This window comes from Ruegeria sp. BG10 (assembly GCF_056538575.1).
Map to the genome: position 1 here is coordinate 2,032,851 of NZ_JBQFTI010000001.1, position 20,565 is coordinate 2,053,415.

Consider the following 20,565-nt stretch of genomic DNA (forward strand, 5'->3'; position numbering starts at 1 on the left):
CGCGCATGACAGAGCCCCGCTATACCCCGCTCGCCCAATCCCTGCCCGCAACCGTACCGTTTGTCGGGCCTGAGACGCAGGAGCGCCAGCGCGGCGCGCCTTTTGTGGCGCGGCTTGGCGCGAATGAGAGTGTTTTTGGGCCTTCCCCCAGAGCGGTCGAGGCGATGGCAGCCGTCGATATCTGGATGTATGGCGATCCCGAGAACCACGATCTGCGGCACGCGCTGGCGGATCATCATAGCGTAAAGCCCGAAAGCATCGTGGTTGGTGAAGGGATTGACGGTTTGCTGGGCTATCTTGCCCGGCTGTTTATCGGGTCGGGCGACGCGGTTGTGACATCGGACGGAGCCTATCCAACCTTCAATTATCACGTCGCGGGTTATGGCGGCACGCTGCACAAGGTTCCCTATCGCGACGATCACGAAAACCCCGCTGCGCTGTTCGCCAGGGCGGCGGAGGTTGATGCCAAGCTGGTCTATCTGGCCAATCCTGACAATCCGATGGGCAGTTGGCATTCCGGCGCCGATATCGTGGCAGCGATGGAAGCTCTGCCGGACGGCTGTCTGCTGGTTCTGGATGAGGCCTATGTGGAATGCGCGCCCGAAGGCACTGCGGCCCCGGTCGATCCGGATGACCCGCGTGTGATCCGGATGCGCACGTTTTCCAAGGTTTACGGCATGGCTGGCGCGCGGGTTGGTTACGCGATCGGCGCGCCGGGGCTGATTTCCGCCTTCAACAAGGTGCGCAATCATTTCGGAATGAACCGGGCCGCGCAGGCCGGCGCGCTTGCGGCACTACAGGACACCGCGTGGCTGGAACAGGTGCAGGACAAGATTACCGCAGCCCGCGATGGGATTGGGCAGATTGCACGGGAAAACGGTTTGATGCCGTTGCCGTCGGCCACCAATTTCGTGGCAATTGACTGCGGCCGGGACGGCGCGTTTGCCGGGGCCATTCTGGAGGCGCTGGTTGCGCAGGGCATCTTTGTGCGAATGCCCTTTGCCGCCCCGCAGAACCGATGCATCCGCGTCAGTTGCGGTGAAGTGGCGGATCTTGAGGCATTTGCGGCAACGTTGCCCAAGGCGCTTGCGGCAGCGACGAACGGAAACCGGTAAAAGGGGGCTGTCTGCCCCCTCTTGCCCCTGCGGGCCAATTCACCCCCGAAGGTATTTTTGGCCAGATGAAGCGGGGGATCAGTGCGTCTGTTGCGTTGCGCTTAGCTGGCCAGAACGGCGGCGGCGGCTTCGAGCGCGCCCTTGCCCCGTGGAATGTCCAGCGCGGCCATCGCGGTTTCGACGCCCCCCAGCATCGCCATCACCATCTGGCCGTTCACATGGCCCATGTGACCGAGGCGGAAACAGCCATCCCAATCCTCCATCCCGAGACCGATGCCCAGCGTCAGACCCAGCTGGTGTTCGGCAAATTTGCGCAGCGGCGTGCCCTGCCCGTCCGTCAGCCGCAGGGCGGTGACCGCGTGGCTGCGTTGGGCGCGGTCTGCTACATTCAGGTGCAACGCGCCGCCCTGCGCCCAGATTTCGCAGGCGCCCCATATTGCGGTTGCGAGGCGCTCGTGGCGGTCCCAGACATGTTCGATCCCCTCGGCGTGGATCATGTCCAGCGCGGCGCGCAGCCCGTACAGGTGATGGGTCGGGGCCGTGCCGTTAAAGTACTGATAGAACAGGTCGGGGTTTGCGCGCGACTGCCAGTCCCAATATTGCGAAACCCGCGGCATGGTGGCGCGTTTGGCCTGCGCCTTGTCGTTGAAGAACACAAAACCGACACCGGCCGGGGTCATCAACCCTTTTTGGCAGGCTGCAACCGTGACATCCACGCCCCACGCATCCATTTCGTACCGGTCGCAGCCCAGTGAGGCAATGCAGTCCGCCATCAAAAGCGCCGGGTGGTTCAGTTCGTCCAGCAAGGCCCGCAATGTTGGAATGTCGTTGCGGATCGAACTGGAAGTATCCACATGCACAGCCAGAACCGCTTTGATCCGGTGCCCCTTATCGGCGCGAAGAACATCTGCGATGCGGTCGAAATCCCAGGTTGAGGCCGAGCCGAAATCGATCAGTTCGGGTTTTGCACCGATGCCTTCCGCCATTTCGGCCCAGCTGTGGGTGAACCGGCCCGAGGCCGGGGCCAGTACAGTCTCGCCCGGGGCGATCACATTGGACAGGGCGGCCTCCCACGCGCCGTGGCCGTTAGAGATATAGATAGCGACGTGATGATCCGTTCGGGCCACGCGGCACAGATCCCGGGTCAGAGCGGGCATCATCCCGATCAGTTCGCCTTCGTAGATATTGGGCGACGGGCGGTGCATCGCCTGCAATACCGCGTCGGGCATGACCGAAGGGCCAGGAATGGCCAGATACTCGCGCCCCTGCGCGAGAGAAATTGGGTGTGTCATGGGGTCAACCTGTGTGAATTGACGCCCACCCTAGCGAAGCATCGGACGGCGTCAATCCGTCAGCCGGGACGCCTCGCGCGCCAGGGATTCTATTCCTGACCAGTCGCCATCCTGCACCATCTGTTTTGGTGCAACCCAGCTGCCGCCGGCGCAGATCACGTTCGTCAGCGACAGGTAATCATGCGCGTTTGACGGCGACACCCCACCGGTCGGGCAGAACTTGATCTGCGGCAGAGGGGCACCAATGGCCTTCAGCGCGGGGGCACCGCCCGAAGCCTCGGCCGGGAAGAATTTCAGCATGTCATAACCCTGCTCCAGCAATTGCATCGCCTCGCTGGCTGTGGCCGCGCCGGGCAGCAGCGGCAGGCCCTCTGCTTCACAGGCCGCAATCAGAGCTTTGGTCGCACCCGGAGAGACGCCGAACTGGGCCCCCGCCTCCTTCGCGGCACGAACGTCCTCGGGTGTGACAAGGGTACCCGCGCCCACAACGCCACCCGGGACCTGCGCCATGGCGCGAATGGCATCCAGTGCCGCCGGGGTGCGCAAGGTCACTTCCAGCGCGGGCAGGCCGCCGGCAACCAGCGCTTCGGCCAAAGGGCGCGCTTGTGCGGCGTCATCGACGACCAGAACCGGAACGATAGGCGCGAGCGCGCAAATTTCACGGGTGCATTGGGTTTTGACGGACATGGGGATCAGGCTCCGAATATGCTGGCACCGGCATCGGCAGAGCCGACATTGGCGCGGAATGCGGCAAAGAGATCGCGACCGACGCCGTGTTGATTGGCTGAAAGATCGGCGGTCACGGGGGCGCGGTCAAAGACGCCTTCGGTCAGGATCTCCAACTCGCCCTTAACGGCGTCCACGCGCATCAGGTCCTCGTCCCGCAGATAGGCGATCGGGCCGCCGTCCAGCGCTTCGGGGCAGACATGGATGGCGGCGGGAACCTTGCCCGATGCGCCGGACATGCGCCCGTCGGTGACCAGCGCCACCTTTTGCCCACGGCCCTGCAGGATCGACAGGATCGGAGTCAGCGAGTGCAGTTCGGGCATCCCGTTGGCCTTTGGTCCCTGAAAACGAACGACAACGATGGTGTCGCCGGTGAATTCCCCGGCCCTGAAGGCGGCTTTGACCTCATCCTGATCGTGGAACACACGGACCGGGGCCTCGACCACCTGATGTTCCGGCGCAACGGCCGACACTTTCATAACGCCGGTGCCCAGATTTCCGGTCAGGCGTGACAGGCCGCCGGTTGGCTGGAACGGGTCCTTCGCGGAGCGAACGATCTTTTCGTTGAGGCTGTGGCCTGCGCCTTCCTCCCAGATCAGCTCCCCGTCTTTCAGCTTGGGTTCCTTGGTGTAGTTGTGCAGCCCCTGCCCCGCGACGGTCAGGGTGTCGGGATGCAGCAAGCCGTCGTCCAGCAAAGTGCCGATGCAATATCCCAGCCCGCCTGCGGCGTGGAAATGGTTCACGTCGGCCAGACCGTTCGGATAGACACGCGCGACCAAAGGCACAACGGCGGAAATATCGGAAAAATCCTGCCAGTCCAGAACGATGCCACCCGCCCGCGCCATCGCGATCAGGTGGATCAGCAGGTTGGTCGAACCACCCGTAGCCATCAGGCCCACGATGCCGTTGACGAAAGCGCGTTCATCCAGAATCTGGCAAACCGGCGTATAATGATTGCCCAGCGCGCTGAGGGACAGGGCCCTTCGGGCACCTTCTTCGGTCAGGGCATCGCGCAGCGGTGTGTTGGGGTTGATGAAGCTGGAGCCCGGCAGGTGCAGGCCCATGAATTCCATCAGCATCTGGTTGGTGTTGGCGGTACCGTAGAATGTGCAGGTGCCAGGGCCGTGATAGGCGGCCATTTCGGCGGCCATCAGTTCTTCGCGGCCCACTTCTCCGGCAGCGAATTTCTGGCGAACCTTGGCCTTTTCATCGTTGGGCAGACCGCTGGTCATCGGGCCCGCGGGCAGGAAGACCGCCGGCAGATGGCCGAACGCCTGCGCGCCGATGACTAATCCGGGCACGATCTTGTCGCAGACCCCAAGGAAAACGGCCGCATCATAGGTATTGTGGCTCAGCGCAACACCGGTCGCCAAGGCGATCACATCGCGCGAGAACAGGGACAGTTCCATCCCTGCCTCGCCCTGCGTGACGCCGTCGCACATGGCGGGCACGCCGCCCGCGACCTGAGCGGTTCCACCCGCGGCGCGGATCGCCTGACGGATCAGTTCGGGGTAGCGTTCGAAGGGCTGGTGAGCAGAAAGCATGTCGTTATACGCAGTGACGATGCCCAGATTTCCGGCTGTTCCGGTGGCCATCGACTGCTGGTCCTCACCGGCCCCGGCATAGGCGTGGGCCTGACCGCTGCACGACAGATGGGCCCGGGCCGGACCCTTGGACCGGGCCTGCTCCATCCGTTCCAGATGTGGACCCCGCAGAGGCGCGCCTCGGTCGATAATCCGTTTGGTGACGTCGGTGATGACTGCGTGAACCATGTTATCCTCCGATCTGGCGCCAGCGGCGCCCGTCGCGATGCATCAGCATCAATGCTTCTTCGGGACCCGAACTGCCCTGATCATAGCGCGAGGGGCGGTCGCCGCGGTCTTCCCAATCGCGAATTATGGGATCGACCCAGGCCCAAGCGGCCTCGGCCTCGTCCCCGCGCATGAAAAGGGTCTGGTCGCCGCGGATCACGTCCATCACCAGCCTCTCATAGGCGTCCGGCGCGCTGGCATCTGCGCCCAGCGCGTCGGCGAAGCTCATGTCCAGCGCGACGTCCGACAGGCGGAAACCGCCCGGCCCGGGATCCTTGATCGTGGTGCGCAGGGTGATGCCTTCGTCGGGCTGAAGCCGGATCACCAGCACGTTGCCATGCAGCGGGCCGACATTGGGGAAGATCGTGTGCGGAGGATCGCGGAAAAACACGGCGATCTCGGACTCCCGCGCGCGCAGACGTTTCCCGGTCCGCAGGTAGAACGGCACACCTGCCCAGCGCCAGTTGCCCAGATGCACCTTGAGCGCGATGTAGCTTTCGGTGCGGCTGGCCGGGTTATCGACATGGTCCAGATACCCGTCACCGCCCTTACCCGTGCGATACTGCCCCCGCGCGATATCCGCAGGTGCCACAGGTTCCAATGCTTCGATCACCTTGACCTTTTCGTCGCGCACCGCGTTGGGGGCGAATTTTGAAGGCGGCTCCATCGCGGTCAGGCACAGCAGTTGCACAAGGTGGTTCTGGATCATATCGCGCATGGCACCGGACTGATCGTAATAGGCACCGCGCCCCTCGACCCCAACGGTTTCCGCCACAGTGATCTGAACGTGGTCGATATGGGTAGAATTCCACAGCGGTTCGAACAGGGAATTGGCAAAGCGCAGCGCCATCAGGTTCTGCACCGTTTCCTTGCCCAGATAGTGGTCGATCCGGTAAATCTGATGCTCTTCAAAACAGGCGCGCAGCCCTTTGTTCAGTGCCTGAGCCGAGGCCAGATCGTGGCCAAAGGGTTTTTCCACCACGATGCGGCTGTCCGGCGTTGCAAGGCCCTGATCGTGCAGCTTTTGAGCGATACCCGGAAACAGCTTGGGCCCAACGGACAGGTAGAAGGCGCGCACGACATCCGGGCGCAGCACTTTGGTCAGTTCCGGCCACCCCGCATCGCCCAGCGCGTCCACCGCAACGTATTCCACTCGGCTCAGAAACCGGTCCAGGACATCCTGTTTGAACGCGGGTGCAAATTCCTTCATCGCGGCGCGGATCTGGTCGCGAAAGCCGTCGCTGTCCATTTTCGACCGTGCCGTCCCGATGATCCGGGCGTCTTCGGGCATCTGACCGACTTCAAACCGATGATAAAGACCCGGCAATATTTTGCGCTGAGCCAGATCGCCGGTGGCACCGAACAACACCAGATCAAACGGGTTAACCGGAATTACGCGTGAAACCATCGACAGGCTCCTTCAGATCTTGCCGGTTTCATCTGCCCCCAACCGAAGAGAGCTTGGGGTACATCTGATGTTACCGCTAACATTCGCGTTCTGATTAGGGTACCGCGACCTGAAAATCAACCCTGATTTCGTAACCATTCCATGACGGCAGGCCGCACTGATTGTTCACCACGATGCCGCGAGTCGGCGATGATCTTGCGCAAGGACTGCAGGTCAGCCCGGAGCAGCACACTTTTGACCGGTCCGATCGAGGCCGGGCGCATCGACAGCGTGCGGATACCCATCGCGGCCAGACACAGGGCCTCAACCGGGCGGCCGGCATCTTCGCCGCAAAAGCTGAGCGGTGTGTTCGAGATATTACAACGCTCGACGATCCGCTCGATAAAGCTCAGGAAGCTGACGTTCAGCGTGTCATAGCGACGCCGCACAAGTTCGTTTTCCCGGTCTGCGGCAAAGAAGAACTGCTTCAGGTCATTGCCACCGATTGAAACGAAATCGACCTCGTCAAAGAACTTCTGCGGTGCGAAGGCAAGCGACGGGGTCTCCAGCATAGCACCGACTTCGATCGCTTCAGGCAGGGCGTGACCCAGACGTTTTTCGCGCTCGATGGTTTTGTTGACTTCCCAGCGGGCCTCGCGGAATTCATCAGCTTGCGCCACAAAAGGGAACATCACCGTCAGCGGACGGCCATTGGCGGCGCGCATCAGCGCCTGCAACTGCATCCGCATGACACCGCGCTTGTCCAGACCCACGCGGATCGCCCGCCAGCCCAGCGCCGGGTTCGGCTCTGCCACATGCTTCATATAGGGCAGAACCTTGTCCGAGCCGATATCGAGCGTGCGGAATACCACGCGCTTGTCGCCCGCGGCATCCAGAACCCGTTTATATTGCGTCACAAGCTCGGATCGTTTCGGCATCTGATTTCGGATCAGGAATTGCAGTTCGGTCCGAAACAGGCCCACCCCTTCGGCCCCTGAGTTGTTCAGCGACGGCAAGTCTGCCATCAGACCCGCGTTCATCACCAGGTTGATGCGTTCACCGTCGCGCGTTACCGTCGGCGTTTCCCGGATCGAGGCATAGCGCTCCTGCGCCTTGGCCTGCATGGCGATCTTGTCGCGGAAGGCGCTGACGACGGTGTCCTCCGGGCGCAGGTGCACGATACCATGATCCCCGTCGACAAGAATATGATCGCCGTTCAGCGCCTCGGTCGTGATACGGCCGACATGAACAACCAGCGGAATCGCCAGCGCACGGGCCACGATTGTGGCGTGACTACCGACCGAGCCCTCCTCAAGCACGATCCCCTTGAGCGAGCGGCCATATTCCAGCAGGTCCCCAGGCCCGATATTGCGTGCGACCAGGATCGGATCGGGCGGCAGATCGGCGCCGTTCGTCTTTCCCTGCCCGGTCAGAATCCGCAACAGCCGGTTGCTGAGGTCATCGAGATCGGCCAGACGCTCGCGCAGATAAGGGTCTGTGACCTGGCCCATGCGGGCCCGGGCCTGCGATTGCTCTTTCTCGACCGCGGCCTCGGCGCTGAGGCCCAGGCCGATATCTTCTTCCATCCGGCGCATCCAGCCTTTGGAATTGGCGAACATCCGGTAGGCTTCGAGAACCTGCAACTGCTCCTTATCGCCGCCCTGCGAGATTTCGAGCATCTTGTCGACTCCCACGCGCAATTCTTCCACCGCCTCGCTCAGGCGTTCGCGTTCGCGGCGCGGATCTTCGGCGATGGGATTGGTGACGACCACCCGGGGTTCGTGCAACCAGACATGCCCTTCGGCCGAGCCTTCCTGCGCGGGTCCACCGGTCAGCTGAACCGATTGCTGGTGCCGGGGCGACAGGGCGGCGCCTTCGCCCACAAAGGCGCCCAGCTCGGCCATTTCGGCCAAAACCATCGCCACCACTTCCAGCGCATAAACCTCATCTGCGGAAAACTTGCGCGCTTCGCGGGACTGAACCACAAGAACGCCCAGCTTTTCCCCCAGTCGCTGAACCGGAACGCCCAGGAAGGAAGAGAACCTCTCCTCACCCGTTTCAGGCATGTACCGGAAACCCTTGGCGGAGGGCGCATCCGGGGTGTTGACCACCTTGCCCGATCTGGCAACACGGCCAACCAGCCCCTCACCCATGCGCATGCGGGTTTTATGGACTGCCTCGGGCGACAGCCCCTCAGTCGCGCAAAGCTCAAGCGTTTCTTCGTCGCGGAAAAGGTAGACCGAGCAAACCTCGGCCCTGATACTGTCCGCAATCAGGTGGGTGATCCGGTCAAGACGCTCCTGACCGGCGGCTTCGCTTGCCATTTCCTCGCGCAGCCGTCCCAGCAGCTTGCGGGATTCTGTTTCGGTGCCGTCCGCCATGGCCCAACCAAATTACGGTGTCAGGCGAGACCCTTGGCTGAATTGCTCAGGCCGCCTTGTCCAGTTCAAAGGCATCATGCAGTGCCTGAACAGCAAGTTCCATGTATTTCCTGTCGACAAGCACGGAAATTTTTATCTCAGAGGTTGTAATGACCTTGATGTTGATCCCCTCATCCGAGAGTACCTTGAACATTTTCGCCGCCACACCCGACTGCGAGCGCATACCGATCCCCACGACCGAAACCTTGCAGACATCCTCGTCCGCGACCAGTTCCGCGTAGTTCAGTTCACCCTTTTCCTTGATGGCAAGCAACGCCTGCTCGGCGCGCGCCACCTGATCGGTGGGGCACGAAAAGGTCATGTCCGTGCGCCCCTCGTCCGAGATGTTCTGGACGATCATGTCCACATTCACACCCTCATCACTGAGAGCGGTGAAGATGATCGAGGCGATGCCGGGCCGGTCCGCCACCGAAACGACGGTCATTTTGGCTTCGTCGCGGGAATAGGCCACACCGGCCACTACGTTGGATTCCATGATATCCTCCTCGTCGCAGACCAGCGTGCCTGCATTGTCGGACTGTTCTTCGAAACTGGACAGCACCCGCAGGCGCACCTTGTAGCGCATCGCCAGCTCGACCGAGCGGGTCTGCAGAACCTTGGCCCCCAGCGAAGCCAGTTCCAGCATTTCTTCAAACGAAATCTTGTCCAGCTTGCGGGCTTTTTCGCAGATTCGCGGATCGGTCGTGTAAACGCCGTCCACGTCCGTATAGATGTCACAGCGTTCGGCACCGAACGCGGCGGCAAAGGCCACGGCGGTGGTGTCTGACCCGCCCCGGCCCAGCGTGGTAATCCGCCCTTCGGGGCTGAGACCCTGAAAACCGGCGACAACGGCAACCCGCATGCCTTCGTCAAATTTCTGATTGATATTATCGGTCGGGATTTCCTCAATCCGGGCCTGGCTGTGCGCGCTGGTGGTCAACAGGGGAACCTGCCAGCCCTGCCAGCTGCGGGCCGGAACGTCCATTTCCTGAAGCGTCAGCGCCATCAGGCCCGCGGTTACATTCTCGCCCGACGAGACCACGGCGTCATATTCGCGCGCATCGAAAAGGGGCGACGTTTCATTGACCCAGCCCACCAGTTCGTTTGTCTTGCCGGACATGGCCGAAACGATGACGATCACGTCATAGCCCTTGGCAACCTCGACGCCGATGCGTTTTGCCGCGCGGCGGATGCGGTCAAGATTGGCAACCGAAGTGCCACCGAATTTCATAACTAGTACGGGCATGGGGGGTGGTATCTCCGCGCCTTGGAATTCAGGTCCCGTGCGTCTTATGCGAGGGGGGGCGTCAGGGCAAGGGTTCAATACCGCCCTGATCACTGTGTCGGGTCGCTTTACATCAGATCACAGCAGTGTCAGCTTGCAGGCGGCCAATATTCCACGAGGTTTTCATGTTCCGCCCAGCCATCGCATTTACCCTGCTGTCCACATCCGCGTTCGCACAGACGTCCACTTTGGCCGGAACCGACGGCAAGAATTCCCTTGGCACAGTTCCCTGCGCCTCGATAGCCGGCGAGCCACTGCGCAGCTGCCACGCGGAATTGCGCCACCATGACGACGGCACCACGACCCTCGCAGTTGGGATCGGGAACGGAGAGGTTCGCAGCATCTATTTCCGCGATGGCGTGCCGAATTCCAGCAGCTCGCCGTCGGCGCTCAGCTATGAAACGCGCGGCGATACTATGGTGATCTTTATCGACCCGGGCGAGGTGTATGAAATCCCGCAGGCGGCGCTGACCGCTCAGTAGGCGTGCGGCCGGCCGTCCCAGGTTTCGAAACAGCCCGAAGATTCCAGTGAAAGCGCGTCAAAGCGGTCGATCAGGCCGTCCGCGGCCTGCTCGGCAGTTATCTCTGCCCCCGCCCCGCCCATATCCGTCTGCACCCAGCCGGGGTGATAGATACCAACGGAAATCCCGTCGCTGCGCAAATCAACAGCCAGATTCCGGCCCAGATTCAAAACCGCAGCCTTGGACGCGCGATAGATGTAACTGCCCCCCGGCGCCCGGGTGTGAGAGGCCATTTGCGACGAGATTATCGCAATCCTGCCCCTGGCCGCGCGCAAGTTCGGTAACAGCGACTGAACGGTCAGAAACACGCCCGTCACATTTGCGGCAAAGCTCTGGGCCCACATGTCGGCCGGATAGCCGCTGATGTCCTGCCCTTTGTCCAGATACACTCCGGCATTGCAGATCAACAGATCGACCGGTTTGTCACGCAACTGCGCGGCCATACCGGCCTGCTGGACCGGATCGGTCACATCCAGAACCACCTGCGCGCTGTCATCCCGCGCCGTGCCGGTCAGGGTGTCGCCCCGTGCGCGATAGCGATCCGCCAGGGTTTTTCCAATCCCGCGATTGGCCCCGGTGATCACCACATGCATGGATCAGTTCGTCTTTCGACTGGGAACAAAAGGCAGGGGCGCAACCGGCACGCCGTCATCAATCAGCGCCTGCGCGTCCTCGGGCTTGGCTTCGCCGTAAATCGAGCGAACCGGCGCGTCGCCCAGATGAATCTTGCGCGCCTCGCTGGCAAAATCCTTGCCCACATAGTCAGAGTTTTCTTCGACCTTGCGGCGCAGTTCAGCCAACACCTTCTCGACATCTGGCGGCGGGGTTGCGACACTGATCTGATCGGGCGCTGCGGCCTGCGGTTCGGCGCGTGTTTCGCTGCCGCGGGCGGGGCGGACGCGTGGCGTCATGATCGCCTTTTCAACCTGCGAACAGCCGCAAACGGCGCATGTCACCATGCCCGCCGATGCCAGTTTGTCGTAAGCGGCAGCCGATTGAAACCAACTGTCAAATGTATGGCCGTCGCTGCATTTCAACGCGTATTGAATCATGTTCCGTCCAAATGTCGGTTGCCAAATAGATACCGAGGGACAAGGCAATATCAAGCCCTGTAAGCGGCCATTTAATGTGGGAAAGGCCCAACCTTGCGTAACAATAAGGCAAGTTCCGGTGAATTGACCCGGGCGGCCGCCTTTTTGGGCGGCAGCCACTTTCTTTGCCGCTGATCGCACTCGGGAAATTTCGAAGCCGTTGAACGTGTTAGAATCGGATAGACATCCACGGCACACAGAACCGAGCCCCGTTTGGCGCGATGTTTGAAATAGGAAAAACACCCCATGGCCTGCCCGGTGCACTCGCCCCGAACACCGGCCTCTTCCCAGGCTTCCTGTCGTGCCGTCTGGGACGGCGTCAGCCCGTCGATCAGCCACCCCTTGGGTATGATCCATCTTCGGGACTTGCGCGTTGTAATCAGCAAAACCTCGGGCCGGCCGCGATCAAAGCGGTAGCACAGGGCCGCCGCCTGCCGCAGCACCGGCAGGTGTCCGGGGTTTGCCAACGTAAGCTGCGAAAGCCCTGCGTCAATCACGCCGTATCGCCTTTCAGTCGGAATTCGTGCCTGCTGCCGACCCTTTCGTTTTCGTTTATTTAGCGGGCTGGCAAGACACGAATACCATATGAGGCGTTCATCTCCAAGCCTTGGAACAGGCGTTACATGCGTGTTGCAAGTTTGCGCACAAGTTCGTCATGGGGAATATCAGCGTCGATCGCCAGACGTCGCAGGCCAAAATGGACGCGGGCAATCTGCTGATAATACCGGGTGTAGACATAATTCGTGCCACCGCCGGCAAGGGCACCCAGCACGGGAACGGACTGAGCGGCCAGCTTTTGCCCCAGCACAACCGACAATCGTGGCGCCACCGCCGCAATCAGGCGCTGCATGGCCGGGCCGGTCAGTGTCAGGCGTACTGAAAAGAACCCGAGATCAGCGCCGTCATCATTCGATAGCGGCCCCGCAGCCGACAAAACCTGAACGCAATCGAATTTCACGCCTTCTTCGGACGGATCGAACCCTTCACGGGCCGCAGCACCCTGGATGGCGCGCAACAACATGGCCGTGGTCGCGGGCAATTCCATCAAAGCAGTGGTCAGGCCGCCCATCCCCCCTGCTGCGCCCATGGCAGTGGTCAGCGCAGTGTTGACCCAGGGCTGCTGGTCGGGAACGGCACGCCGGGACCCTTCGGCCGCGTGCATTGCAAACCACAGGGCATGTTCCGTTGCACCGGTCAGGCCCAGCCGCACAGGTTCTGGCAACTGTTCCAACAGCGATTCAGCCGATCCGCCCAGGCTGTTCAACAACCTGACACCCGGCCCGCCAGCGGACCGGTAGTGCTCTGCCAGCCGGTCCAGTTCGGCCTCGGCATCCAGTTTTTCGACAAGGACCACGTCCTGCATGCACACCCTCCTGCCCGTAAAACATTGGGATTTCAGGCGGCCGATTCAATAGGTCAGCGCGACCAGCGCGTCACCGCCCCGCGGACACCGGCCCAAACTCCGGGGGTCAGTTCCAACCCCAGCACGCGGTCCGGGTTCGTTGGGGGCGGCATTTCCACCCCGCTCAGACGGGCAAATCCAAATCTGGAATAATAAGGCGCATCACCGACCAGCATGACCCTGTCCCAGCCTTTTTCACGGCCCGCCCCGATCCCTGCGTGGATCAGATAACCGCCCAGCCCCTCGCCCTGATGGGTCGGGTGCACGGCCACCGGACCCAGCAACAGCGCGTCGTGATCACCAATATGGACCGGCCAGAACCGGATTGCGCCCGCCAGAATGCCCTGGCCATCACGCGCCACCAGCGACAGGCCGGAAACCGGGGGGATATCGTCGCGCAAACGGTATGATGACAGCGCCTCGCGCCCGGGCGCAAAGCACAGGTCATAGAGGGCCTCGACCTCCCACCAATCGTCCGGCTCTTCCGGTCTGATCCCGAACTGCTGCACCCTACCCTCATTTCATTGCTGGAATTCGCCCTAGCACTTCGCTAGGCCTTGGGCAAACGCTTGGAGTCCATATGTTCTATCGCCCCGAAGATGGCCACGGCCTGCCGCACAACCCGTTCAACGCCATCATCACACCGCGCCCGATCGGCTGGATTTCAACCCGGGACGCAGACGGGCACAACAATCTGGCCCCCTATTCCTTTTTCAACGGGGTCGCGTACACGCCGCCACAGGTCATGTTCGCATCCACCGGATCGAAACACGATCAGGACGGCGGCAAGGACAGCATCGCCAATATTGAGGTGACAGGCGCGTTCTGCGTCAATGTCGTGGCGCATGCCCATCGGGACGCGATGAACGCCAGCTCTGCGGGTTTGGGGAAACATGTCGACGAGTACGCCCATGCCGGACTTAGACCTGTTGAGTGCGAGACGATCAACTGCGCCCGTGTACTGGGCGCCCCGGCCGCCCTGGAATGCAAACTCACGCAGATCGTCACCCTGCCGGGCGATGCCAATCGCGTCGTATTCGGCGAAGTGACCGGGGTGCATCTGCAGGATGACCATATTCGCGACGGCAAGTTTGACGTAACTTCGTTCAAACCCTTGGCAAGGCTGGGATATCGGGATTATTCGGTGGTCACCGAGCTTTTTTCACTCAACCGTCCAGACGATTGACCCCGGGGCGATAGGGGGCCAGCCCCCGCCGCCCTGCGGGCGACTCCCCCGAGGTATTTTTGGCCAGATGAAGCAGCGGGTCCTGAGTTCATCCGGCCGGAAATGTTCCAGAGCGCGAGGCAGAGCCTCGCAACCCTCAGTGGCCACCCAGAATGCCGGTGCGAACCGAATAGTCCACTGCCAGTTCGTAATCCGGATCGTCATCGCTGTCGACCATCAGGTGGCCTGCCTTGTTGAGCAGCTTGTGGCAATCCCGGCTGAGGTGGCGCAGCATAACGCGTTTGCCCGCAACTTCGTATTTGGCGGCCACGTTTTCGATGGCCTGCAAGGCAGACTGGTCCACGACACGGCTTTCGGCAAAGTCGACGATGACGGTATCCGGGTCATTCGGTACGTCGAACAGTTCGACAAATCCTTCAGACGAGCCAAAGAACAAAGGGCCCTGGATTTCGTAAACCTTCGCGCCTTTTTCGGTTACTGAATCACGGGTAATTGCATGAATGCGCTTGGCATTGTTCCAGGCATAGGCCAGCGCCGAGACGATGACGCCGACAACCACGGCGACCGCTAGGTCCTCCATCACGGTCACGACGGTCACCAGCACGATCACGAAGGCATCCATCAGCGGCACCTTGCGCATGATCTTGAACGAGTTCCAGGCAAAGGTGCCGATCACCACCATGAACATCACACCGACCAGAGCGGCCAGCGGGATCCGTTCGATCAGGGGTGAGGCAAACAGGATGAAGATCAGCAGGAACAGCGCCGCCGCGATACCGGCGATGCGGGTGCGACCGCCGGATTTCACGTTGATCATCGACTGTCCGATCATCGCACAACCGCCCATGCCGCCAAAGAACCCTGTGGCCACGTTGGCAACGCCCTGCGCGATGCATTCCTGCGAGGCACCGCCGCGTTTGCCGGTGATTTCGCCAACAAGGTTCAGGGTCAGCAAGGATTCGATCAGGCCGATGGCGGCCAGAATGACGGCGTAAGGCAAAATGATCTCGAAGGTTTCCCAATTCAGTGGCACCATCGGGATGTGGAACGGCGGTAACCCGCCTTCGATCGAAGCCAGATCGCCGACGCGCGGCACATCCAGGCCAAAGCCGATGACAAGGGCAGCCACGACGACGATCCCGGCCAGCGGCGCCGGGATGATGCGCGTGATCCGCGGCATGACCCAGATCACCGCCATGGTCAGCGCCACCAGACCCAGCATGGTATAAAGCTGCATCCCCGAGAGCCATTCGCCCCCGCCCACGCCATGGCCGGTGTTTTCCATGGTGCCGGGCACCTTGAACTGGCCCAGCTGCGCCAGAAAAATCACAATCGCCAGACCGTTCACAAAGCCCAGCATCACCGGATGCGGCACCAGCCGGATAAAGCGCCCCCAGTGCATCGCTCCCGCGATCACCTGAAGGATGCCCATCAGCACCACCGTGGCGAACAGGTATTCCACCCCATGTTGGGCCACCAGTGCGACCATGACCACCGCCAGCGCACCGGTCGCGCCTGAGATCATGCCCGGGCGGCCGCCGATCAGCGCTGTGATCAGCCCCACCATGAAAGCGGCGTACAAACCCACCAGCGGATGAACCCCGGCGACGAAGGCAAACGCCACCGCCTCGGGCACCAGAGCCAGCGCAACGGTCAGACCGGACAACAGTTCGATCCGCAAGCGCGAGGCGGTTAGCCCCTCATCCGGCACCCAGCGGAGATCGGGTTTGACGATACGATTGGCAAAGCTTGCCAGCATAGCTCGGGGCATGGGGCGTCCTGTGGATTGGTGTGTTCGCGCGAAAGGGGTTTTCTACCTGTCATCCCGAGTCGGAGCCACCGCAGTAGGCGGGAGGCTGATATGCAATTACCGCATGGCTGCGGCCTCGCAGATTCGTGAATTGAAGACCCGGGCCGCGATAAGCACCTTTGCGCCATGCGATGTTTCTTGTTCCTTCTTCTCGTCCCGATCCCGGCACTCGCGCAGGATTTGCAGGGAAATGACACCGCCGGGAACTGGCGCGTGACCCATTACGAGGCGTTCGATATCTGGAACTCGATCTGCGACGAGCGCGAGGAGAACGGATCTCTGCGTCAAAGGTGCTATATCCGTCGGGCCGAAGTTTTTTCGTACCGGCCGAAATTTGGCGCGCAATATATCTTCATCACGCCGGCGCCCGACGGCTATCAGATCGAATTCGGTATCGAACCGGGCACCCTGTTTTGGCCGTCAGGGTTTCGCATTGATGGCAACGACGGCGTTTTGTGGCGCACCCGACACCCGGGTTGCCTGACCGGGTTAAGCTGCACATTTGATGGGCCGGGCGCACAGGAAATTCTTACGGCGATGCAGGCCGGTGAAGCCTATCGTTTCGTCTTTCGGGACCGCCACGGCCAATCGCAGGACCTGATCTGGCCTCTGCAGCAGTTCGATGCCGCGCTTGCCAACTTTCAGGAACAATCAAGGGCACGGGGTCTGCTGCCGCCGCCGCAATAGGTATTGCCTCTTGTCAAATCTTGCAGCGCGCCGCAGAAAACACGGAACGGACAACATAATTGGAGAGACCCAGTGACCCAGACCAGGATTGCCGTCATCGGCGGATCAGGCATTTATGACATTGACGGGCTGGAAAATGCGGAATGGGTCACGGTTGAAACACCCTGGGGCGACGCCTCGGATCAGATATTGACCGGGTCGCTGAACGGTGTGGCCATGGCGTTCCTGCCGCGACATGGGCGCGGTCACGTCCACTCGCCGACCGAAGTGCCCTATCGGGCCAACATCGACGCGCTGAAACGGCTGGGGGTAACGGATGTGATCTCGGTATCTGCCTGCGGGTCATTCCGCGAGCATATGGCACCGGGGGATTTCGTGATCGTCGATCAGTTCATCGATAGGACGTTTGCCCGCGAAAAGAGCTTTTTCGGCACCGGTTGCGTTGCCCATGTCAGCGTCGCCCATCCAACCTGCCCACGTCTGTCGGACGCCTGTGAAACCGCAGGCAAGGCGGCAGGTATCACCATTCACCGGGGCGGAACCTATCTGGCTATGGAAGGACCGCAGTTCTCATCCTTGGCCGAGTCCAAGATGTACCGCGAACAATGGGGATGCGACGTGATCGGCATGACCAACATGCCCGAGGCGAAACTCGCCCGCGAAGCTGAGCTTTGTTATGCCTCGATCGCCATGGTCACCGATTACGACAGCTGGCATCCAGACCACGGAGAGGTCGACGTGGCCGCCATAATTGCCACCCTGACCGGCAATGCCGATAAAGGCCGGGCTCTGGTTAAAGGCCTGCCCGATCTGTTGGGAGCCGAGCGCGCACCCTGCCCGCATGGCTGCGACCGCGCGCTGGAATACGCCATCCTGACTGCGCCGGAAAAACGCGACCCCGCGTTGCTGGCCAAATTGGATGCAGTTGCCGGTCGGATTCTCTGATCCGGCTATTGCCCAAGCGCGCCTTGCACCTCGGCCCAAAGCCCATGCGACCAGAGGTCGTTATGGGTTCCGCCGGGGATAACATGCAACTGCGCTGTGTCCCCTGACATCTCAGCCAGCGCCTTACCGTGATGCAGCGGGATGGTTTCGTCCTCGGTCCCGTGGAAAATCAGGGTCGGCACGGTGATGCTATCGATCAAGTCACGGGTGGCGAACTGATCCTTCATCAGGGCCGAGACCGGCAGGAACGGATAGCGCTCGGCTGCCACATCCACGGTGGCGGTAAATGGCGCCTCAAGCACCAGCAATTGCGCGTTGGGCCGCTCTTCGGCCACCGCAGCCGCAACACCCGTCCCCAGGCTCTGGCCGTGCAGGACAATTTCCGCGCCTTCAGCTTCCAACCGGTCAAACAACTGCACCCCATCCGAGATCAGCGCCAATTCCGAGGGCTCGCCCTCGCTGCCCGGGAAACCGCGATAGCTGGGCGCAAAAAGGCCAAAACCACTGTTGAGGACTTCACGCATACGATCGGCCCGGTCGCCCAGATTGCCGCTTTGACCATGAAAGAACAAAACCGTCGGCGCGTCCTCGATGGCTGGCGGAGCGGACCATGCGGTCAACACTACGCCGTCGGACATGGGAACCGAGATCACATCCACATCGGCCAACCCAACTGCCTTGGGATCGGGCAACTCCCCGGACGGTTTGTACAGCAGTGCGCTCTGGTTTGCGTACATATACCCAAGTATCCCGGCGTATAGCGCAACCCCGATCAGGACCAAGAGGATCAACGCACGCCTTACCGGCCAGGCTCTCGACCGGGCGGGTTTCGAAAATGTTCCGATGTGATCTGGATGTAGCTGCGTCATTTTTTGCCTCCGATCCCCTGGTGCCTCTTAGTTTGGGAAACCGGGTGCGTGTTTCAAGGAAGATGCACAAGCCTTAATTCAATCTTTAACCTACACGGCCCGGACTTTTTTAAGGCGGTTCATCTAGACACGCACCCTGATCCTCTCCTTGAGTTCACGTAAAAAAACCTGAGCAATCCGTGAAGGGCTTGACGTTGCCACCGCGACGGGGCTTGGTGAGCAAACAAACACAGGAACCCCCATGTCCATCGACCTTTGGCTGGCCTTTGTGGCTGCATCAACCGCCTTGCTGCTGATCCCCGGCCCGACTGTACTGCTGGTGCTCAGCTATGCCCTGTCCAAAGGGCGCAGCGTTGCCGTGGCCTCGGCCTCCGGGGTCGCGGTGGGGGATCTGGTTGCCATGACCGCATCGCTACTGGGCTTGGGCGCGCTGGTACTGGCCTCGGCGACGCTGTTTTCCGTGTTGAAATGGGTGGGCGCGGCCTATCTGGTTTGGCTGGGCCTCAAATTGCTGCGCAGTACGCCCTCGGGCGGATTGCATACAGTGGAAACCGGCCGCGACGTCACCGCCCACAGTGTCTTTGGCCATGCCGCCGCCGTCACTGCGCTGAACCCGAAATCCATCGCGTTCTTCATTGCCTTCGTGCCGCAGTTTCTGCGCCCGGCTGACCCTTTGGGCCCGCAATTCGCCATCCTGATCGCTACCTTCGTCGGCCTCGCCTGGCTGAACGCGCTGGCCTATGCGCTGCTGGCCGACAGGCTGCGCCGGATGATCGGACGTGCCGGTGTCATCACCGCGATGACCCGGTTTGGAGGGCTGACTCTGATCGGAATGGGGGTTGCGACCGCCGTCCTCCGCCGCCCGGCCTGAGGATCAATCCTCAGCGTGTTCTTTCATGAAACCACGGATGAACCGTCGGATTTCCCTTGCGGCTGAGGTATCAAGTTCCTTGCAAAGTTCGACAAAGGCGTCGCGCTCATCCTTGTCCAGACGCAAGACCAACTGACTGTTTTTCTTGGTAGAACCTTTTCCGTCTTTCTTTGCCACGTTCTTTTCCCCGTCGAACTCTTGATTCTTTCAGCGATGCAATGTATATACAACGCATAGAAATTGTAGTTATCGAGCAACTAACAATAAAAAAGGAATATGGCAATGAACCTTCATGCTGCTCAGGCATTTCTTTTGCGAGATCAGCGCAATTGGCGCAAACCGCACCTGTCGTGGCTGCCTGCCCCGCTGTATCGCTATTACGGACTGCCGAACGCAATTCCGGGGCGCCGCAAATAAGCCGCACCAATCTTTCCTTGCATGACTGCACCTGATGGGCCAAACACGCCCGCGTGTTTTGACGCCAAAAGGGGTTGGCCATGTCCAGAAACAAAACCGTCAAAGATTACATTCGCACGATCGTTGATTTCCCGCATGAGGGGATCATGTTCCGGGACGTTACCACCCTGTTCGCCGACCCGCGCGGTTTCCGCATAGCGATCGATCAGATGCTGCACCCCTATGCCGGTGAACGCATCGACAAGGTCGTCGGCCTTGAGGCGCGCGGCTTTATTCTGGGCGGTGCCATTGCGCATCAGTTGAGCGTTGGTTTCGTTCCGATCCGCAAGAAGGGCAAGCTGCCCGGCACAACGATCAGCCAGGATTACAAACTGGAATACGGTGAGGCGATTGTCGAAATTCATGATGACGCCATCCTTCCGGGCGAGAAAATCCTTGTGGTCGACGACCTGTTGGCCACAGGCGGCACCGCCGCTGCCGGGATCAAGCTGATCGAGCGGCTGGGCGGCGAAATCGTGTCATGTTCGTTTATCATCGACCTGCCCGAACTGGGTGGGCGCAAGGTGCTGGAAGACATGGGCATGGACGTTCATGTCCTGTGCGAATTCGAAGGTCTCTGAAACCCCCGGCTTCACAAAAACGTGAGTGGACGTTCCGGACCACGCGGGCTTAGCGCGGGACAAAGTCGGGTCAAGTGGCACATATCGACATGTCCAGTGATCTTGCCGCC

21 protein-coding genes are annotated in these 20,565 nt (G+C 61.1%); 7 read left to right on the forward strand and 14 right to left on the reverse strand.

The window, feature by feature from the left end:
* Nucleotides 1–5 precede the first annotated feature (5 nt).
* Nucleotides 6–1,115: a pyridoxal phosphate-dependent aminotransferase gene (locus ACR0D8_RS10095; protein WP_480646020.1), complete on the forward strand. Its 1,110-nt coding sequence runs from the start codon at nucleotides 6–8 to the stop codon at nucleotides 1,113–1,115.
* A 101-nt stretch (nucleotides 1,116–1,216) separates the two neighbouring features.
* On the opposite strand, the gene ACR0D8_RS10100 is transcribed toward ACR0D8_RS10095, so the two are convergent.
* From ACR0D8_RS10100 to ACR0D8_RS10125, 6 genes are all read right to left on the reverse strand, one after another.
* Nucleotides 1,217–2,407, reverse strand: a complete 1,191-nt coding sequence (locus ACR0D8_RS10100; protein WP_480646022.1) for a pyridoxal-phosphate-dependent aminotransferase family protein — start codon at nucleotides 2,405–2,407, stop codon at nucleotides 1,217–1,219.
* A 51-nt stretch (nucleotides 2,408–2,458) separates the two neighbouring features.
* Nucleotides 2,459–3,094 (reverse strand): bifunctional 4-hydroxy-2-oxoglutarate aldolase/2-dehydro-3-deoxy-phosphogluconate aldolase, encoded by a 636-nt coding sequence (locus ACR0D8_RS10105; RefSeq protein WP_480646024.1) that lies wholly within the window; start codon nucleotides 3,092–3,094, stop codon nucleotides 2,459–2,461.
* A gap of 5 nt (nucleotides 3,095–3,099) precedes the next feature.
* Nucleotides 3,100–4,905 (reverse strand): phosphogluconate dehydratase, encoded by a 1,806-nt coding sequence (gene edd, locus ACR0D8_RS10110; protein ID WP_480646025.1) that lies wholly within the window; start codon nucleotides 4,903–4,905, stop codon nucleotides 3,100–3,102.
* Between the two features lies 1 nt (nucleotide 4,906).
* Nucleotides 4,907–6,352: a glucose-6-phosphate dehydrogenase gene (zwf, locus tag ACR0D8_RS10115; RefSeq protein WP_480646027.1), complete on the reverse strand. Its 1,446-nt coding sequence runs from the start codon at nucleotides 6,350–6,352 to the stop codon at nucleotides 4,907–4,909.
* Between the two features lie 116 nt (nucleotides 6,353–6,468).
* A complete protein-coding gene (gene ptsP / locus ACR0D8_RS10120) occupies nucleotides 6,469–8,712 on the reverse strand; it encodes a phosphoenolpyruvate--protein phosphotransferase (RefSeq protein ID WP_480646029.1) in 2,244 nt (747 codons plus the stop codon).
* A 46-nt stretch (nucleotides 8,713–8,758) separates the two neighbouring features.
* Nucleotides 8,759–9,997, reverse strand: a complete 1,239-nt coding sequence (locus tag ACR0D8_RS10125; RefSeq protein WP_480646031.1) for an aspartate kinase — start codon at nucleotides 9,995–9,997, stop codon at nucleotides 8,759–8,761.
* Nucleotides 9,998–10,161: 164 nt separating this feature from the next.
* Between ACR0D8_RS10125 and ACR0D8_RS10130 the strand changes: the two genes are divergently transcribed.
* Nucleotides 10,162–10,518: a hypothetical protein gene (locus ACR0D8_RS10130; protein ID WP_480646033.1), complete on the forward strand. Its 357-nt coding sequence runs from the start codon at nucleotides 10,162–10,164 to the stop codon at nucleotides 10,516–10,518.
* Here the strand turns inward: ACR0D8_RS10130 and ACR0D8_RS10135 are convergent.
* The 5 genes from ACR0D8_RS10135 to ACR0D8_RS10155 all read right to left on the reverse strand — a co-directional run bounded on the left by ACR0D8_RS10135 (nucleotide 10,512) and on the right by ACR0D8_RS10155 (nucleotide 13,559).
* A complete protein-coding gene (locus ACR0D8_RS10135; RefSeq protein WP_480646034.1) occupies nucleotides 10,512–11,150 on the reverse strand; it encodes an SDR family NAD(P)-dependent oxidoreductase in 639 nt (212 codons plus the stop codon). The two genes, ACR0D8_RS10130 and ACR0D8_RS10135, sit on opposite strands and share 7 nt — an antisense overlap.
* Nucleotides 11,151–11,153: 3 nt before the next feature.
* On the reverse strand, nucleotides 11,154–11,609 hold the full coding sequence (locus tag ACR0D8_RS10140; protein ID WP_480646036.1) for a DUF1178 family protein: 456 nt from the start codon (nucleotides 11,607–11,609) through the stop codon (nucleotides 11,154–11,156).
* A 71-nt stretch (nucleotides 11,610–11,680) separates the two neighbouring features.
* Nucleotides 11,681–12,145 (reverse strand): NUDIX hydrolase, encoded by a 465-nt coding sequence (locus ACR0D8_RS10145; RefSeq protein WP_480646038.1) that lies wholly within the window; start codon nucleotides 12,143–12,145, stop codon nucleotides 11,681–11,683.
* 122 nt (nucleotides 12,146–12,267) lie between these two features.
* Nucleotides 12,268–13,011, reverse strand: a complete 744-nt coding sequence (locus ACR0D8_RS10150; RefSeq protein ID WP_480646040.1) for an EcsC family protein — start codon at nucleotides 13,009–13,011, stop codon at nucleotides 12,268–12,270.
* A 53-nt stretch (nucleotides 13,012–13,064) separates the two neighbouring features.
* Complete coding sequence (locus tag ACR0D8_RS10155) at nucleotides 13,065–13,559, reverse strand: GNAT family N-acetyltransferase (RefSeq protein ID WP_480646041.1); 495 nt, start codon at nucleotides 13,557–13,559, stop codon at nucleotides 13,065–13,067.
* Between the two features lie 71 nt (nucleotides 13,560–13,630).
* Between ACR0D8_RS10155 and ACR0D8_RS10160 the strand changes: the two genes are divergently transcribed.
* A complete protein-coding gene (locus tag ACR0D8_RS10160) occupies nucleotides 13,631–14,236 on the forward strand; it encodes a flavin reductase family protein (RefSeq protein ID WP_480646043.1) in 606 nt (201 codons plus the stop codon).
* A 136-nt stretch (nucleotides 14,237–14,372) separates the two neighbouring features.
* On the opposite strand, the gene ACR0D8_RS10165 is transcribed toward ACR0D8_RS10160, so the two are convergent.
* Nucleotides 14,373–16,007: a SulP family inorganic anion transporter gene (locus ACR0D8_RS10165; protein WP_480646045.1), complete on the reverse strand. Its 1,635-nt coding sequence runs from the start codon at nucleotides 16,005–16,007 to the stop codon at nucleotides 14,373–14,375.
* Between the two features lie 177 nt (nucleotides 16,008–16,184).
* On the opposite strand from ACR0D8_RS10165, the gene ACR0D8_RS10170 reads away from it, so the two are divergent.
* Together ACR0D8_RS10170 and ACR0D8_RS10175 are read left to right on the forward strand one after the other, a co-directional pair.
* The gene (locus ACR0D8_RS10170; RefSeq protein ID WP_480646046.1) at nucleotides 16,185–16,733 is read left to right on the forward strand and encodes a hypothetical protein; all 549 of its coding nucleotides are present in this window, start codon (nucleotides 16,185–16,187) and stop codon (nucleotides 16,731–16,733) included.
* A 72-nt stretch (nucleotides 16,734–16,805) separates the two neighbouring features.
* Nucleotides 16,806–17,678 carry an S-methyl-5'-thioadenosine phosphorylase gene (locus ACR0D8_RS10175; RefSeq protein WP_480646048.1) on the forward strand — a complete coding sequence of 291 codons (873 nt, stop codon included), beginning with the start codon at nucleotides 16,806–16,808 and terminating at the stop codon, nucleotides 17,676–17,678.
* Between the two features lie 5 nt (nucleotides 17,679–17,683).
* On the opposite strand, the gene ACR0D8_RS10180 is transcribed toward ACR0D8_RS10175, so the two are convergent.
* Complete coding sequence (locus tag ACR0D8_RS10180; protein WP_480646050.1) at nucleotides 17,684–18,547, reverse strand: alpha/beta hydrolase; 864 nt, start codon at nucleotides 18,545–18,547, stop codon at nucleotides 17,684–17,686.
* 241 nt (nucleotides 18,548–18,788) lie between these two features.
* On the opposite strand from ACR0D8_RS10180, the gene ACR0D8_RS10185 reads away from it, so the two are divergent.
* Entirely contained in the window at nucleotides 18,789–19,418 is a 630-nt protein-coding gene (locus ACR0D8_RS10185; protein WP_480646052.1) for a LysE family translocator, read from the forward strand.
* A gap of 3 nt (nucleotides 19,419–19,421) precedes the next feature.
* On the opposite strand, the gene ACR0D8_RS10190 is transcribed toward ACR0D8_RS10185, so the two are convergent.
* Entirely contained in the window at nucleotides 19,422–19,595 is a 174-nt protein-coding gene (locus ACR0D8_RS10190; RefSeq protein WP_170384937.1) for a hypothetical protein, read from the reverse strand.
* 320 nt (nucleotides 19,596–19,915) lie between these two features.
* On the opposite strand from ACR0D8_RS10190, the gene ACR0D8_RS10195 reads away from it, so the two are divergent.
* Nucleotides 19,916–20,455: an adenine phosphoribosyltransferase gene (locus ACR0D8_RS10195; RefSeq protein ID WP_475162496.1), complete on the forward strand. Its 540-nt coding sequence runs from the start codon at nucleotides 19,916–19,918 to the stop codon at nucleotides 20,453–20,455.
* Nucleotides 20,456–20,565: the final 110 nt, after the last annotated feature.

What these genes read in the sequence shown, in the direction of transcription:
- ACR0D8_RS10125 (WP_480646031.1), bottom strand. Translation starts at nt 9,997, where the DNA reads ATGCCCGTACTAGTTATGAAATTCGGTGGCACTTCGGTTGCCAATCTT.
- ACR0D8_RS10165 (WP_480646045.1), bottom strand. Translation starts at nt 16,007, where the DNA reads ATGCCCCGAGCTATGCTGGCAAGCTTTGCCAATCGTATCGTCAAACCC.
- ACR0D8_RS10140 (WP_480646036.1), bottom strand. Translation starts at nt 11,609, where the DNA reads ATGATTCAATACGCGTTGAAATGCAGCGACGGCCATACATTTGACAGT.
- ACR0D8_RS10180 (WP_480646050.1), bottom strand. Translation starts at nt 18,547, where the DNA reads ATGACGCAGCTACATCCAGATCACATCGGAACATTTTCGAAACCCGCC.
- ACR0D8_RS10185 (WP_480646052.1), top strand. Translation starts at nt 18,789, where the DNA reads ATGTCCATCGACCTTTGGCTGGCCTTTGTGGCTGCATCAACCGCCTTG.
- ptsP (WP_480646029.1), bottom strand. Translation starts at nt 8,712, where the DNA reads ATGGCGGACGGCACCGAAACAGAATCCCGCAAGCTGCTGGGACGGCTG.
- edd (WP_480646025.1), bottom strand. Translation starts at nt 4,905, where the DNA reads ATGGTTCACGCAGTCATCACCGACGTCACCAAACGGATTATCGACCGA.
- ACR0D8_RS10095 (WP_480646020.1), top strand. Translation starts at nt 6, where the DNA reads ATGACAGAGCCCCGCTATACCCCGCTCGCCCAATCCCTGCCCGCAACC.
- zwf (WP_480646027.1), bottom strand. Translation starts at nt 6,352, where the DNA reads ATGGTTTCACGCGTAATTCCGGTTAACCCGTTTGATCTGGTGTTGTTC.
- ACR0D8_RS10105 (WP_480646024.1), bottom strand. Translation starts at nt 3,094, where the DNA reads ATGTCCGTCAAAACCCAATGCACCCGTGAAATTTGCGCGCTCGCGCCT.
- ACR0D8_RS10130 (WP_480646033.1), top strand. Translation starts at nt 10,162, where the DNA reads ATGTTCCGCCCAGCCATCGCATTTACCCTGCTGTCCACATCCGCGTTC.
- ACR0D8_RS10160 (WP_480646043.1), top strand. Translation starts at nt 13,631, where the DNA reads ATGTTCTATCGCCCCGAAGATGGCCACGGCCTGCCGCACAACCCGTTC.
- ACR0D8_RS10135 (WP_480646034.1), bottom strand. Translation starts at nt 11,150, where the DNA reads ATGCATGTGGTGATCACCGGGGCCAATCGCGGGATTGGAAAAACCCTG.
- ACR0D8_RS10195 (WP_475162496.1), top strand. Translation starts at nt 19,916, where the DNA reads ATGTCCAGAAACAAAACCGTCAAAGATTACATTCGCACGATCGTTGAT.
- ACR0D8_RS10100 (WP_480646022.1), bottom strand. Translation starts at nt 2,407, where the DNA reads ATGACACACCCAATTTCTCTCGCGCAGGGGCGCGAGTATCTGGCCATT.
- ACR0D8_RS10150 (WP_480646040.1), bottom strand. Translation starts at nt 13,011, where the DNA reads ATGCAGGACGTGGTCCTTGTCGAAAAACTGGATGCCGAGGCCGAACTG.